The sequence below is a fragment of the Pseudomonas sp. LBUM1673 genome (assembly GCF_059695645.1).
This window is the reverse complement of the sequence record NZ_CP166780.1, coordinates 5,677,358-5,692,116: the sequence shown is the minus strand read 5'-3', so window position 1 is coordinate 5,692,116 and position 14,759 is coordinate 5,677,358. Positions and strand designations below refer to the sequence as shown.

Sequence of the window (14,759 nt, the reverse complement as noted above, 5' to 3'; positions counted from 1 at the left end):
GCCTTCGCGGGCAAGTCGGATCGCCGCACCGCTCGCTCCTACAAGTATGTGTCGTGCCCAAATCATGTGGCACACATAAACCCTGTAGGAGCGAGGCTTGCCCGCGAAGGGGCCTTCAATCCAACCCCAATTTCTTGAGCCTGTAACGCAACGACCGAAACGACAGATTCAATCGCTGAGCCGCCGCTGTGCGGTTCCAGCGGGTTTCCTCCAGGGCCTGGAGGATGAGTTTGCGTTCGACGTTTTCCAGATAGGCTTCCAGGTTGTCGATCTGCGTCAAGTCCGGCACGCCGCCGTCCGGGTTGCAGTTGCCTTCGGCCAATCGCAGGTCGCTGGCTTCGATCTGTTTGTTCTCGCACAAGGTATGGGCCCGCTCAAGCATGTTCTCCAATTCCCGCACGTTCCCTGGAAAACGATAGCTTTTCAGTGCGTCGAGGGCTTGCGGGTGGAGTTTTGCGGCGGGTTGGCCAGTGCTGGTCGCCAGCCGCTTGAGTACATGGCTGGCCAGAAGCTCAATGTCGTCGCGGCGTTCGCGTAAGGGCGGCACCCGCAGCTCGATAACGTTGAGGCGGTAGTACAAGTCCTGGCGAAAGCGTTCGGCGGCGACTTCGGCATCGAGGTCTTTGTGGGTGGCGCAGAGGATGCGCACATCGACCACGGTTTCCTGCTGACCACCGATGCTACGAACGGCTTTCTCTTGAATTGCACGCAAAAGTTTGACCTGCATCGCCAGCGGCAGGTCTGCCACCTCATCGAGGAACAAAGTGCCGCCCTGGGCGGCCTGGAACAACCCGGGTTTGTCTTCGATGGCGCCGCTGAAACTGCCTTTACGATGGCCGAAAAATTCACTTTCCATCAATTCCGAGGGGATCGCCCCGCAATTCACGGGCACGAACGGTCGACTGGCGCGTGGGCCTTGGTCGTGGATCAATCGTGCGACCAACTCCTTGCCGCTGCCGGACTCGCCGGTGATGTACACCGGCGCCTGGCTGCGGGCCAGTTTATCGATTTGTTTGCGCAGGCTGCGCATGGGCGGTGAGTCACCCAGCAGCCGACGGTCGATGGCGCTGCTGGTGCCGCCTGGTGCTGGCAAACTCAGGGCGCTGGTGACCAGTTCGCGCAGGCGGGTGAGGTCTACCGGTTTGGTCAGAAAGTCGAAGGCGCCGGCCTTGAGGGCGTTGATTGCCGTCTCCAGGCTGCCATAGGCGGTGATCATCGCCACCGGCACTTGCGCATAACGTTGCTGGATGTGCTGCACCAGCGCCAGACCGGTGCCGTCGGGCAGGCGCATGTCGGTCAGGCACAGGTCGAACGTATCCCGTGCCAGCAGCGCCTGGGCCTCTGCGAGGTTGCGTGCGCTGAAGGTGTCGAGTTTCATCCGTCCCAGGGTGATTTCCAGGAGTTCGCGGATATCCGGTTCGTCGTCGACGATCAGGATTTTTTGCCGTGGGCTCGTGTTCAACTTTGTTTCCGTCCGTGAGCAAAGGTGATTCGAAAGCATCCGCCGCCTTGGCGTGGTTTGAAGTCTAGGCGGGCCTGATTGCTTTCGCACAGCTCACGGGACAGATAAAGCCCCAGGCCAGTGCCCTGGCTACTGGTGGTGAAGAACGGTTCGAATAAGTGCGTGCGCTGGTCCGGCACCACGCCGGGGCCATCGTCCAGGACTTCAAGGATCGGCAACTGGCTATCCGGGTCGACAAACAACTCAAGCCAGGCCTGCGCCCGATCATGTTTCAGGGCGCTATGGCGCCAGGCGTTGCGCAATAGATTGTCGAGAATCTGGGTCAGCTGATTCGGATCCATCAGGGTTTTGAAGTCTCCCGAACCGATGCGCAGGTGAATCTGCTGGCGCTCGGTCGTCCCTTCGCGGGTTTCGGTGACGAAGTGCTCCAGCCACGGCCGCAAATCAAGCCGTTGTGGCTCGGTTTGCTGGCGACGGGACAGTTGCAGGACGTTTTCGATTACCCGATTCATTCGCTGAGAGTGGTCTTGAATAATCTGCGTCAGACGCCGATCCGTGCCGTTCAGTTCCTCGGATTCCTGCAGTAACTGCGCGGCATGACTGATGGCGCCCAGTGGATTGCGGATCTCATGGGCAATACCGGCGGTCAGGCGACCGAGGGCGGCGAGTTTCAGTTGCTGGGCTTGTTGGGCGATTTGGGCGAGATCTTCGAGAAAGACCAGCGTCTGGTGGTGCGGGCTTTGGTTCAGGGCAATGAAGCTCGGTTGCAGCTCCAGGCCATTGCTGGTGATTTTCAGGCTTTGCGGGCGCAAAGTCGGATTGTTGAACCACAGTTGGAGGCGCTCGACCAACGGCATCGAATGATCGTCGATCAACTCGCCATCCAGTTTTTCCCGCCCCAGTAAGGTCAGGGCGCTGTGATTGGCCAGCTGTACCCGCCGTTGGTCGTCGAGTACCAGAATGCCTGTGCGCATGCGTTGCAGGATCAGTGCGTTGAGGGCTTCGAGGCCGAGCACTTCGCTGGCCCGCTGCTCGGCCAGGGTTTCACTGACTTCCAGTCGTCGGATCAAGCCTTGCACCAGCAATGCCGCGGCAAAACACAGGGCGCCGAGGGTGCCGACTTGCAGGTAATCGTTGGGGCTGGTGGCGTGGCTGAAGCTTAGCAGGAAGCTCAAACCCACGATGCCGAGGGCGCCGACCGCGGCGATCAGCAAGCCAATATGCCCACGCAGCAGGGTATTGCTGATGGCCACCGACACGATCAGCAAGTTGCCGATGGCGCTGGCCACGCCCCCCGCCGCGTAGAACAGGCCGCACAGCAGCAAGACATCGACCAGCGCCAGGCCGAACAACTGCGCCGGGCGCCGGGTGTTCTCCAGAAAGACCACCAGCAGGATATTCAGTACCAGATACAACCAGCTGCCATTACGCAGCAGGTCGTCATCGGCGAATGTCAGCAACTGGTTGTCCATGTTGCTGGAGATCAACAGCACCAGGGTGATGCCGATGCTTAAACGGTAGAGGTGGTAGAGGCGCAGCAGTCGCTGGGCCTGTTTTTTGCCGGGACTGGACGTCTCAGCGATCACTGGAGCCCGGGCCTTGCTCAAGGTGAGCCTGGCTGCAATACCACTGTTGTTCAAGCCTCAGCGCGCGGTCGCGGGGCAGGTGTACACCGCAATGAGCACAGCGGACCATGGGGGGAGCATCTTGCTCTCGCGGCGTGTTGGCGGCCGAAGCCGGGCTCTTGAACTTGCGCCAGAACCATACCGCAGCGGCAATCAGGGCGATCCAGAACAATAAACGAAGCATGGTGAGCTGCTTTTTGAGTAGTGAATTGGCAGTTTAGCCAAGGACGGGGCAGGCGCACAGCGCAATACGCCCACCCCTAAAATCCGGCAAAAAAAAAGGCGCCTCAAAAGGCGCCTTCTCGGCACAATCCCCAGTGTCAGTCGAACACGCCGAAGGTCATGTAGCTGAACCACGAGCGGTCAGCGTTGTTGGCTTCGGACTCGTGTTCCTCTTCTTCGATCACATCGCCGTTTTCATCTTTAGGCTTGAGCTCGTTCGGAATTGCGTCCTTGGCATCCTGGAACTGCTTCTGCACGTCCTGGTTGGCGCGGGTTTCACCTGGCGGCAGCGGCGGACGGGATTCGATCAGGCCCAAGGTGGCCTTGCTCAGCCACGAACGGTTGTCGGCTTCGTCTACCGACGGCACGAACTGACCGTCCACCAGACTTGGGTGGTTCGGGTAGTTGAGCTTCAGGGTTTCGAGGCTGGTCGCGGCCAGTTCGTCCAGGTGCAGACGCTGGTAGGCCTCGGTCATCACCGCCAGGCCGTCACCGACTGATGGGGTTTCCTGGAAGTTTTCCACCACGTAACGACCACGGTTCGCGGCGGCGACATAGGCCTGACGGGTCAGGTAATAGTCGGCAACGTGAATCTCGTAGGAAGCCAGCAGGTTGCGCAGGTAGATCATGCGCTGCTTGGCATCCGGCGAGTAACGGCTGTTCGGGAAGCGGCTGGTCAGCTGGGCGAATTCGTTGTAGGAGTCGCGAGCAGCGCCCGGGTCACGCTTGGTCATGTCCAGCGGCAGGAAGCGCGCCAGCAGGCCGACGTCCTGGTCGAAAGACGTCAGACCCTTGAGGTAGTAGGCGTAATCCACGTTCGGGTGCTGTGGGTGCAGGCGAATGAAACGCTCGGCGGCGGACTTCGCAGCCTCAGGCTCGGTATTCTTGTAGTTGGCGTAGATGAGCTCGAGTTGAGCCTGATCGGCGTAGCGACCGAACGGATAACGCGACTCCAGGGCCTTCAGCTTGGCTGTGGCGCTGGTGTAGCTATTATTGTCCAGGTCGGTCTGCGCCTGCTGGTACAGCTCGACTTCGCTCAGGTTTTCGTCTACGACTTCCTTCGATGAGCAAGCAGCGGTCAATGCGAGGATGGCGATCAGCAGCAGGTGTTTCACTTGCATGGCGGCTTGCGTCCCTATGACGGCCGCTGTCTTGGGCGGGGCCGTCCTGTTATGATGAGCGCCCCGTTGAAAAGCCTCGGGGCAAAAGACGCCGTATTTAACCACAAGCGCGCAGCCGAAACCAAAGGCTGTGCCGACGCCTAGTCTGAGCATGTCCGATAAAATTGAACTTCGCGCAGAGGTGCCGTCCGAATTGGGCGGCCAACGCCTCGATCAAGTCGCCGCACAATTATTCGCTGAGCACTCGCGCTCGCGCCTTTCCGCCTGGATCAAAGACGGCCGCCTGACTGTGGATGGGGCGGTTATCCGCCCGCGAGACATCGTTCATGGTGGCGCCATTCTTGAGCTCACTGCCGAGCAGGAAGCTCAAGGCGAATGGATCGCTCAAGACATCGCCCTGGACATCGTCTATGAAGACGACGACATCCTGGTGATCAACAAGCCTGCGGGCCTGGTGGTGCATCCGGCTGCCGGTCACGCTGATGGCACCTTGCTCAACGCCTTGCTGCACCACGTGCCGGACATCATCAATGTGCCCCGCGCCGGTATCGTGCATCGTCTGGACAAGGACACCACCGGTCTGATGGTGGTGGCCAAGACCATTCAGGCGCAAACACAGCTTGTCACGCAATTGCAGAGTCGCAGTGTCAGCCGGATCTACGAGTGCATCGTGATCGGTGTGGTGACGGCCGGCGGCAAGATCAACGCGCCGATCGGTCGTCACGGCCAGCAACGCCAGCGCATGGCCGTGATGGAAGGTGGCAAGCAAGCCGTCAGCCATTACCGCGTGCTCGAGCGTTTCCGCTCCCACACTCACGTGCGGGTGAAGCTGGAAACCGGTCGTACGCACCAGATTCGCGTGCACATGGCGCACATCAACTACCCGTTGGTCGGAGATCCTGCCTACGGCGGTCGTTTCCGTATTCCGCCGGCAGCCAGTGTGACCATGGTCGAATCCCTGAAGAACTTCCCGCGTCAGGCGCTGCATGCGCGGTTCCTGGAGCTGGATCATCCGACCACCGGTAAACGCATGAGCTGGGAATCGCCGCTGCCGGACGATTTTGTCTGGTTGTTGTCGCTGCTCAAGCAAGACCGCGAGGCGTTCATCGGATGACCTGGCTGACGCCTGACTGGCCTGCGCCGGCCAGCGTCAAAGCCTGCGTTACCACCCGTGAGGGCGGCGTCAGTCTGGCGCCGTTCGACAGCCTCAACCTGGGCGATCATGTCGACGACAGCCTTGAAGCCGTCGCCGAAAACCGCCGTCGCCTCACCGATCATTTCTCGATTCAACCGGCCTGGTTGCAGCAGGTTCACGGCATTGTCGTGGCTGATGCCGACCCAAACCGGGTCGCCACCGCTGACGCCAGCTGGACGGCAACGCCCGGTATCGCCTGCGCGGTGATGACCGCCGATTGCCTGCCGGCGCTATTCTGCGACCGTGCCGGCACTCGCGTTGCGGCTGCCCATGCTGGCTGGCGGGGGTTGGCGGCGGGTGTGCTGGAAGCGACCCTCGACAGTCTGGCCGTGCCGTCTGCAGACGTGCTGGTCTGGCTTGGTCCGGCCATTGGCCCGCAAGCCTTTGAAGTCGGCCCCGAAGTGCGCGAAGCCTTCGTTCAGCAATTGCCTGAGACCGCCGAAGCCTTTGTGCCGAGCCACAACCTCGGCAAGTTCATGGCCGACATCTATGAGCTGGCACGTTTGCGTCTGGCCGCCCGCGGTGTCACCGCCGTTTACGGGGGCGGTTTGTGCACCGTGACCGATCCACGTTTCTTTTCTTACCGCCGCAGCCCACGCACCGGCCGGTTTGCCTCCCTCATCTGGCTTCAGGTGCCCTGTCTCACAAATACTGTTCCTTTTTGACGGCGTCTGTTGTCGTCATGCTGCGTTGCCGCTCCTCGCCATAGCGGGCTATGACTCGTCGCGGCGCCTTGCCTGACGACAACAGCCACTCGTCAAAAGAGGAACGTATTTGCGAGACAGGGCACCCGCCTAGACTTCTCTGATCTGCATCAACGCCACGACGCTTGAATCTTCCAGAATCGACCACATCTATAGCGGTATCTGGCAGGTTTCTTCATTCAGGATGTTTATAGGTCCGGCCTGCTCAAAAGGAAGGTGACCCATGCGTATAGACCGTTTAACCAGCAAGTTGCAGTTAGCCTTGTCCGACGCCCAATCCCTGGCCGTCGGCCTCGATCATCCGGGTATTGAACCGGCGCACTTGATGCAAGCCATGCTTGAACAGCAGGGCGGTTCGATCAAACCTCTGTTGATGCAGGTGGGGTTTGACGTCAACAGCTTGCGTAAAGAGCTGACCAAAGAGCTCGACCAACTACCGAAAATCCAGAACCCGACCGGCGACGTGAACATGTCGCAGGATCTGGCGCGCCTGCTTAATCAGGCCGATCGCCTGGCCCAGCAGAAGGGCGACCAGTTCATCTCCAGCGAACTGGTGCTGCTCGCCGCCATGGACGAGAACAGCAAACTAGGCAAATTGTTGCTGGGCCAGGGCGTGAGCAAGAAAGCCCTGGAAAACGCGATCAATAACCTGCGTGGCGGCGAGGCGGTCAATGACGCCAACCACGAAGAATCGCGTCAGGCGCTCGACAAGTACACCGTTGACCTGACCAAACGCGCTGAAGAGGGCAAGCTCGATCCGGTGATTGGCCGTGACGACGAAATTCGCCGCACCATTCAGGTCCTGCAACGCCGTACCAAGAACAACCCGGTGCTGATCGGTGAGCCTGGCGTGGGTAAAACCGCCATCGCCGAAGGCCTGGCCCAGCGCATCATCAATGGCGAAGTGCCGGATGGCCTGAGAGGCAAACGTCTGTTGTCCCTGGACATGGGGGCGCTGATTGCCGGTGCCAAATACCGCGGCGAGTTCGAAGAACGCCTCAAATCCCTGCTCAACGAACTGTCGAAGCAGGAAGGGCAGATCATTCTGTTCATCGACGAACTGCACACCATGGTTGGCGCGGGCAAGGGCGAAGGTTCGATGGACGCCGGCAACATGCTCAAACCGGCACTGGCCCGTGGGGAGTTGCACTGCGTCGGCGCAACTACGCTCAACGAGTACCGCCAATACATAGAGAAGGACGCAGCTCTGGAGCGGCGCTTCCAGAAAGTCTTGGTGGACGAACCGAGCGAAGAAGACACCATCGCCATCCTGCGTGGCCTGAAAGAGCGCTACGAGGTTCACCACAAGGTGGCGATCACCGACGGCGCGATCATCGCCGCGGCCAAGCTCAGTCATCGCTATATCACCGACCGTCAGCTGCCGGACAAGGCTATCGACCTGATCGATGAAGCCGCCAGCCGCATCCGTATGGAAATCGACTCCAAGCCGGAAGTGTTGGACCGTCTGGAACGTCGCCTGATTCAGTTGAAGGTGGAATCCCAGGCGCTGAAGAAAGAAAGCGACGAAGCGGCGATAAAACGTCTGGAAAAACTCCAGGAAGAAATCGTCCGCCTTGAGCGTGAGTACTCCGACCTCGAAGAAATCTGGAACTCGGAAAAAGCCGAAGTGCAAGGTTCGGCGCAGATCCAGCAGAAAATCGAACAGTCCCGTCAGGAACTGGAAGCCGCACGCCGTAAAGGCGATTTGAACCGCATGGCCGAGCTGCAATACGGGGTGATTCCGGACCTGGAGCGCAGCCTGCAGATGGTCGACCAGCACGGCAAAAGCGAAAACCAGTTACTGCGCAGTAAAGTGACTGAAGAAGAGATCGCTGAAGTCGTGTCGAAGTGGACCGGCATCCCCGTGGCGAAAATGCTCGAGGGCGAGCGTGAAAAACTGATGAAGATGGAAAGCCTGTTGCACCAGCGTGTGATCGGTCAGGACGAAGCGGTGATCGCCGTCTCCAACGCGGTGCGGCGTTCCCGTGCCGGGTTGTCTGACCCGAATCGCCCGAGCGGTTCGTTCATGTTCCTCGGCCCGACCGGTGTCGGTAAAACCGAGCTGTGCAAGGCGCTTGCCGAGTTCTTGTTCGATACCGAAGAGGCGATGGTGCGGATCGATATGTCCGAATTCATGGAGAAACATTCCGTGGCTCGACTGATCGGCGCGCCACCAGGCTATGTCGGCTATGAAGAGGGCGGTTACCTGACCGAGGCGGTGCGTCGCAAGCCTTATTCGGTGATCCTGTTGGACGAGGTCGAGAAGGCTCACCCGGATGTGTTCAACATCTTGCTGCAAGTGCTCGAAGATGGCCGTTTGACTGACAGCCATGGCCGCACGGTTGATTTCAAAAATACCGTGATCGTCATGACCTCCAACCTCGGCTCGGTGCAGATTCAGGAACTGGTGGGTGATCGTGAGGCTCAGCGCGCGGCGGTGATGGATGCAATTTCCACGCACTTCCGGCCGGAGTTCATCAACCGGGTCGACGAAGTGGTGATTTTCGAACCGTTAGCTCGGGATCAGATCGCCGGCATTACCGAGATCCAGTTGGGTCGCCTGCGTAGCCGCCTGACTGAGCGCGAGCTGAAGCTTGAACTGAGCCCGGAAGCGATGGATAAGCTGATCGCCGTCGGTTACGACCCGGTCTATGGCGCACGGCCGCTCAAACGGGCGATTCAGCGCTGGATCGAGAACCCGCTGGCACAGCTGATTCTGTCGGGTCGATTCATGCCCGGCGAGACGGCCAAGGGCACCGTGGAAAACGACGAAATCGTTTTCGTCTGACGCTCAACGGCAGTGCATTGAAGGAGGCCTCGCATCGCGAGGCCTTTTTTTCGCCAGGCTGTTGAACTCAAAGGGAAAGGCTTGTAAAGTGCGCCCCGCAGTAAGTCACCCCAAGGGGTTTCTGCTCCCCAAGCAGGAATCTGAAATAAGTTGCAAATCATTGTCTTGAAAGCAATTTAGGGGGTTGACAGAGGTGCTTAAGATTGTAGAATAGCGCGCCTCAGACACACGAACGCAGCGATGCGAACAGGTAGAAGAGGTGAAGCATGCTTCACAGTTGTAATTGAAATATGTAGTTCCGTGATAGCTCAGTCGGTAGAGCAAATGACTGTTAATCATTGGGTCCCAGGTTCGAGTCCTGGTCACGGAGCCAATTTCAAACCGGGGTATAGCGCAGTCCGGTAGCGCGCCTGCTTTGGGAGCAGGATGTCAGGAGTTCGAATCCCCTTACCCCGACCATTTTTGGGTCGTTAGCTCAGTTGGTAGAGCAGTTGGCTTTTAACCAATTGGTCGTAGGTTCGAATCCCACACGACCCACCATTTTTGAAACCAGTTAACGCTGGAATCGAATCTTAAGATCAGAGGCCAAAAGCGCTGATCGAAGAAGGCGCCTTTCAAAGGTGCCTTTTTTTACCGGGGTATAGCGCAGTCCGGTAGCGCGCCTGCTTTGGGAGCAGGATGTCAGGAGTTCGAATCCCCTTACCCCGACCATATTAAAAATCCTCGTATCGAAAGATACGGGGATTTTTTTTGTCTGCTGTAAATGCAAAAAAGCCCTGATTCTCGATGGAGAGGCAGGGCTTGGGTCTTCAAGGACTTAGCTATTGTCTTTCAGGTGCTCGAACAAGCCCTTCGGCATTTTTTTGCCATTGGCTTCGTAGTGGGCTTTCACGTTATCGAAAGCCTCTTGTTCCGAGATTTGACCATCGAGGCGTCGCCACACTTGCCTTCACCGCATTTGCCTTCAGGCGTTTTCACGACCTGTTCCGCCGAGGCCAACAGGTAGCCTTGAGTCAGCGGCTGCGAAGCGAATACGGAACCGGACAACATCATGCCACCGGCCAGGACAGCGCCGAGCAGGCCAACGGTGTTTTTGCTGAGAGTAGTGGTACGGGACATTACAAATCTCCTGGGTTGCACGACACAACCGCTCGATAAAGGACGCCACGTAAGTGCGGCGCTGACCGAAGCAGGCAGTGCCTTGCTCAGGTGTGGCCATTTAGCGGGCGCGGTGTATCGCTACTGTGTCGCGCAAGGAGGTATTTGTAAGCGAAGGGGCGCAATCGTGGGGGAGATACAGTGAGACACAGATCTGCAGGGTGATGAATAACAAATGTGGGAGCGGGCTTGCTCGCGAAGGGGTCAGTACATTCAACATGGATGTTGTCTGTCAGACCGCTTTCGCGAGCAAGCCCGCTCACACACTGGATTTGTGTTAATGCAGCTTCAGCCGCGGCTCAGTCCCGCGCCCAATTTTGCTGCCGAGCATCAACATCGCCGTACGAAACGCGCCATACAACGCCATCTGGTGCATACGATACAGCGACACGTAAAACATCCGCGCCAGCCAGCCCTCAAGCATCACGCTACCGGTGAGGTTGCCCATCAAGTTACCCACAGCGGAAAAGCGTGACAGCGAGATCAGCGAGCCGTAGTCGGTGTATTTGTACTCTGGCAGGGTCTTGCCTTCGATCCGCAGTTTCAGCGCTTTGGCCAGCAACGATGCCTGCTGGTGCGCCGCCTGGGCACGTGGTGGCACATTGCGGTCGGTGCCCGGTTGAGGGCAGGCCGCGCAGTCGCCGAAGGCGAAGATGTTCTCGTCGCGGGTGGTTTGCAGGGTTGGCAGCACTTGCAGCTGATTGATCCGGTTGGTTTCCAGGCCATCGATGTCCTTGAGGAAACCCGGCGCGCGAATCCCGGCGGCCCAGACTTTGAGGCTGGCGTTGATCACTTGGCCGTCGGCGGTAATCAGGCTGTCTGCCGTCACTTCGCTGACCGCGGCATTGGTCATGACGTTGACCCCGAGTTTCTCCAGGGTCTTATGCACAGGCCCGCCGATCCGTTCCGGCAAGGCCGGCAACACCCGTGGCCCGGCTTCGATCAGGGTAATGTGCATGTTTTCCGGTTTGATCCGGTCCAGGCCGTAGGCCGCGAGTTCATGGGCCGCGTTGTGCAGTTCTGCTGCCAATTCGACGCCTGTGGCACCCGCGCCGACGATGGCCACGCTGATCTGTTGCACCGCGTCGGTTTGCCCGGCGTGGGCGCGCAGGTAGTGATTGAGCAGTTGCTGGTGGAAGCGCTCGGCCTGTTTACGGGTGTCGAGGAACAGACAGTGTTGAGCCGCCCCTTGAGTGCCGAAGTCGTTGGTGGTGCTGCCGACGGCAATCACCAGCGAGTCGTAAGGCACTTCGCGTGCCGGCACCAGTTCCAGACCGGCCTCGTCGTAGGTGGCGGCCAGCTGGATTTTTTTCTGCGCACGATCGAGCCCGCTCATGCGCCCCAACTGGAACTCGAAGTGGTTCCATTTTGCTTGGGCAACATAGTTGAGTTCGTCTTCGGAGGAGTTCAGCGACCCGGCCGCCACTTCGTGCAACAGCGGTTTCCAGATGTGGGTCAGGTTTGCGTCGACCAGCATTACACTGGCCGTGCCGCGCTTGCCCAGAGTCTTACCCAGACGGGTAGCCAACTCCAGACCGCCGGCGCCGCCGCCAACGATGACAATACGATGAGTCATGGGGATATCTCGCAAGGCTAAAAGAAATCGGTGCAATTACCCGAGCGAGCGCGATGCAGCTCATAGCGTCAGGTAACTGATCAAGCGGCTCAACAGGCCCAGACCAATGGTCACTGCCAACACCACCACCAGGAGCATCCACGGCCGGAAAGGCCGGCGCTCGACTTGGTGCTGGGACAGGTGCAGGTACTCTTCGACATGCTTCTGGTCGTCGGGGTTCAGGCGGCTGGTCATAAAGGCCTCGTCAGGTAGACGTTGCTGAATGTGCAGACGTTACAGCGGTTTGTCTGCAAGCGTTGAACGGCGCATGTGGTTCGGGCGAAAGATTGGGCTTTGTAACATTCGGCCAGTGATTACGCCATCCCGTGCAGTGTTGCCGGTATCTGTGGTGGGGCTCATAAGCTGATTCCGACATCGAAGACAATACTGCGACCCAAGTTGCCGCGCAGGAAGTCCGGGGCATCCGGGTGGGCGAACAGCACTCGGGCGAAGGTCGGACCGACCAGCGACAACGAGCGCCAGCCCTGGCGCAGGTACTCGGTGGGCGGCGGAAAGTGGCTGTTGAGGTCAAGCACTTCGCGCTTGAGGCTGGCGAAGGCGATGATGTCCAGTTCCCCCAGGTCCATGCCGCGTTCTTTGTAGTTATGGGCTTTTTTGCGCAAGGTCGGCGCCAGTCTCAGCAGAAATTCATTGGCCGGGATGCGCCGGGGCTTGGCCTCGCGGCGCACCAGCTGGCTCAGGGAAAACGCACTGCGCCGGCGTTGCAGCTCGTCGCGCCATTCATCATTAAGGCGCCGGCCTTCGTCGAGCACGAAGAACACCTCGAAATTCGCGTCGCGGAACAGTACGTCCGGCGGCTCCCCGGCGGGAGCAAATTCGTCGACGCGATAGGGAATGTTCAGGCCCTGCAGCAGGCGCTGGCAAACCCAACGCTCACGCTCCCATTTGCGGGCATTGGAGAGGAACGTATTGGCTTGCTCGGCCGCGATGGTCAGCAGGCGTAAATAATCTGAATCATCCATAGGCCCAAGCTTAGCGTTCAAATGTGATCTGAATAATAAGTCTGTCGCGATTTCTTCAGACAGAGTCTTACCCGTTTTTTCTGGCATGCCTACGGCTGTTCACGCTTTAGCCTGTCCATGTTGTGCTTTATGACATCCATCACCGCAGCGGTCATCACCGAGGTGGAGACGCCAAACATCAGGATGCCGTTGGCTGCCTCCAATGGACCAAGCAGGCGCCAGCGTGAGGACATGATGATGTCGCCGTAGCCCAGCGTGGCGAAATTGACCGCCGAGTGATACAGCGCGGTGGCGTATTCGTCGAATTCGTCGAGCAGCATGAACAGCGTGGCCCAGATGGCGATCTGCACGAAATTACTGAGCAACATCAGCAGCATCACCATCGACAACAACAGGATATTCAGCCATTGCGATTCAGCTGGTTGGGCATGCCTGAAATGCACGTAATGACGCAGGCATAGGGTCACGAAAACGGCTTGCATCAGCAGGCAGAGCAACATCACGGGGACGCCGGCCAGCAGGTTTAACAGCATGGGGATATCCTCGGCAGCCGTGTCAGGTCTGTCCCTGGTTGTCTGGCCCGGATTCTTGCGTTTGATCCTCCACCCATTGCCAGAACAGCCGATAGCCGACCGCAAGTATCACGGGTCCGATAAACAGGCCGAGGATGCCGCTCGTGACCATGCCGCCCAAGGCGCCGATCAGCACCACAGGCATCGGCACATCGACACCACGACCTAGCAGCAACGGTTTGAGGACGTTATCGACCAATCCCGCGATGAAGACATAGATGGCAAACACAATGGTCGCCGTACTGGCACCTTCACTTGCGAAGACGAAGACGATGACCGGAAGGGTAATCAGGGTGGCCGGTAACTGCATGATGCCAAGAAGCAGCACCGCCAAGGCGAGAAGACCTGCGCCGGGGACACCCATAAGCACAAAACCGATGCCCACCAACAGCATCTGAATGAAGGCGATGCCGACCACACCCAACGCCACCGCCCGGATGGTGGCGGTGCACAGCGCGGCGATTTTCGGCCCCTTGGCTGGTCCACAGAAGCGCGAAACGATTTGCACCGCGCTGCGGTGGCCACTGTCACCATACGCTACAAAAATACCGGCAATAATCAGGGCGACAATGAATAAAAGGAGCCCCATGCCGACACCCGCAAGCTTGCTCAGCAGGGAGAGGCTGACACCTTTGATTTGCGGTATGAACTTCTGTACCAGATGGGGCAGGTCAGTGACGGCTTGTGCCCACAAGCTATGAAGAGGTTTCCCCACGAGTGGCCAGCCAGCTACCGCATCGGACGGTGGCGGAATATGGAAACTGTCAGTTTTGAGCATGGTCATGACCCTCTCCACGGAATCCGCAATCGAGGCCCCCAACAAATAAACCGGCACCATAAGGATACAGATGGCGATCAACACGATCAGCGTCGCGGTGATCCCGTCCTTGTTCCCCAGCGCGCCTTTGAATCTGACATGCAATGGGTAGAGGGTGATTGCCAGGATCAACGACCACAGCATCAGATGGAGGAATGGGCTGAATATCTGAAAGCAGAAAATCACCAGAACGGCAATCAGTCCGGCACGAATCAGTACATCGAGCAGACCTCTGGAAAAAGCCTTCTCGGAAATGGGCGTGGGAACCATTGATGACCTCCTGTAGATAGGAGCAAAGACCTGAGATGGGTAAGTCCAGCATAGACGTGCTGGCAATCCACGTGTTGGCCGCTCCCACGACTGTCCGCAACGGCCGGTTTGCTTTTGTGGCGAGCGAGTCGCGCTGGGCTGCGTAGCGGCCCCAAAAACCTGACAACCATTGCCGATTTTTGTGAGTGCTACGCACTGGAGCGCCAGCCCGGTCAAGCGGAAGCTCC

Annotated in this window: 12 protein-coding genes, 4 tRNA genes and 1 pseudogene; 7 read left to right on the top strand and 10 right to left on the bottom strand. The window is 58.8% G+C overall.

What is annotated here, in order from left to right; genetic code table 11:
* Nucleotides 1-115 precede the first annotated feature (115 nt).
* The 4 genes from ACA044_RS26085 to ACA044_RS26070 form a co-directional block, all read right to left on the bottom strand.
* Nucleotides 116-1,501: a sigma-54-dependent transcriptional regulator gene (locus ACA044_RS26085; RefSeq protein ID WP_497443900.1), complete on the bottom strand. Its 1,386-nt coding sequence runs from the start codon at nt 1,499-1,501 to the stop codon at nt 116-118.
* Complete coding sequence (locus tag ACA044_RS26080) at nt 1,459-3,048, bottom strand: ATP-binding protein (RefSeq protein WP_497443899.1); 1,590 nt, start codon at nt 3,046-3,048, stop codon at nt 1,459-1,461. Before ACA044_RS26080 ends, ACA044_RS26085 begins: the two co-directional genes overlap by 43 nt.
* Nucleotides 3,038-3,271, bottom strand: coding sequence for a PP0621 family protein (locus ACA044_RS26075; protein WP_497443898.1), 234 nt, complete (start codon nt 3,269-3,271; stop codon nt 3,038-3,040). Before ACA044_RS26075 ends, ACA044_RS26080 begins: the two co-directional genes overlap by 11 nt.
* Nucleotides 3,272-3,407: 136 nt before the next feature.
* Complete coding sequence (locus ACA044_RS26070) at nt 3,408-4,430, bottom strand: outer membrane protein assembly factor BamD (RefSeq protein ID WP_497443897.1); 1,023 nt, start codon at nt 4,428-4,430, stop codon at nt 3,408-3,410.
* Nucleotides 4,431-4,581: 151 nt separating this feature from the next.
* Between ACA044_RS26070 and rluD the strand changes: the two genes are divergently transcribed.
* The 7 genes from rluD (at nt 4,582) to ACA044_RS26035 (ending at nt 9,828) form a co-directional block, all read left to right on the top strand.
* Complete coding sequence (gene rluD, locus ACA044_RS26065) at nt 4,582-5,544, top strand: 23S rRNA pseudouridine(1911/1915/1917) synthase RluD (protein ID WP_223485945.1); 963 nt, start codon at nt 4,582-4,584, stop codon at nt 5,542-5,544.
* Complete coding sequence (gene pgeF, locus ACA044_RS26060) at nt 5,541-6,290, top strand: peptidoglycan editing factor PgeF (protein ID WP_497443896.1); 750 nt, start codon at nt 5,541-5,543, stop codon at nt 6,288-6,290. The genes rluD and pgeF overlap by 4 nt, the downstream gene beginning before the upstream one ends.
* A 262-nt stretch (nt 6,291-6,552) precedes the next feature.
* Entirely contained in the window at nt 6,553-9,117 is a 2,565-nt protein-coding gene (clpB, locus tag ACA044_RS26055) for an ATP-dependent chaperone ClpB (RefSeq protein WP_497443895.1), read from the top strand.
* Nucleotides 9,118-9,414: 297 nt separating this feature from the next.
* Nucleotides 9,415-9,490: transfer RNA gene (locus ACA044_RS26050), tRNA-Asn, on the top strand.
* 9 nt (nt 9,491-9,499) lie between these two features.
* Nucleotides 9,500-9,576 (top strand) — tRNA-Pro (locus ACA044_RS26045).
* Nucleotides 9,577-9,581: 5 nt separating this feature from the next.
* Nucleotides 9,582-9,657, top strand: a tRNA-Lys gene (locus tag ACA044_RS26040).
* A 94-nt stretch (nt 9,658-9,751) separates the two neighbouring features.
* Nucleotides 9,752-9,828: transfer RNA gene (locus tag ACA044_RS26035), tRNA-Pro, on the top strand.
* A 106-nt stretch (nt 9,829-9,934) separates the two neighbouring features.
* Here the strand turns inward: ACA044_RS26035 and ACA044_RS26030 are convergent.
* The 6 genes and pseudogenes from ACA044_RS26030 to ACA044_RS26005 all read right to left on the bottom strand — a co-directional run bounded on the left by ACA044_RS26030 (nt 9,935) and on the right by ACA044_RS26005 (nt 14,532).
* Nucleotides 9,935-10,236: pseudogene (locus tag ACA044_RS26030) on the bottom strand (HvfA family oxazolone/thioamide-modified RiPP metallophore).
* 316 nt (nt 10,237-10,552) lie between these two features.
* Nucleotides 10,553-11,851 carry an NAD(P)/FAD-dependent oxidoreductase gene (locus ACA044_RS26025; protein ID WP_497443894.1) on the bottom strand — a complete coding sequence of 433 codons (1,299 nt, stop codon included), beginning with the start codon at nt 11,849-11,851 and terminating at the stop codon, nt 10,553-10,555.
* Nucleotides 11,852-11,911: 60 nt separating this feature from the next.
* Nucleotides 11,912-12,085: a DUF3094 domain-containing protein gene (locus ACA044_RS26020; RefSeq protein WP_007938396.1), complete on the bottom strand. Its 174-nt coding sequence runs from the start codon at nt 12,083-12,085 to the stop codon at nt 11,912-11,914.
* Between the two features lie 161 nt (nt 12,086-12,246).
* The gene (locus ACA044_RS26015) at nt 12,247-12,873 is read right to left on the bottom strand and encodes a DUF1780 domain-containing protein (RefSeq protein ID WP_497443893.1); all 627 of its coding nucleotides are present in this window, start codon (nt 12,871-12,873) and stop codon (nt 12,247-12,249) included.
* A gap of 89 nt (nt 12,874-12,962) precedes the next feature.
* Nucleotides 12,963-13,406, bottom strand: a complete 444-nt coding sequence (locus ACA044_RS26010; RefSeq protein ID WP_497443892.1) for an ion channel — start codon at nt 13,404-13,406, stop codon at nt 12,963-12,965.
* A gap of 22 nt (nt 13,407-13,428) precedes the next feature.
* Nucleotides 13,429-14,532 carry an AI-2E family transporter gene (locus ACA044_RS26005; protein ID WP_497443891.1) on the bottom strand — a complete coding sequence of 368 codons (1,104 nt, stop codon included), beginning with the start codon at nt 14,530-14,532 and terminating at the stop codon, nt 13,429-13,431.
* Between the last annotated feature and the right edge of the window lie 227 nt (nt 14,533-14,759).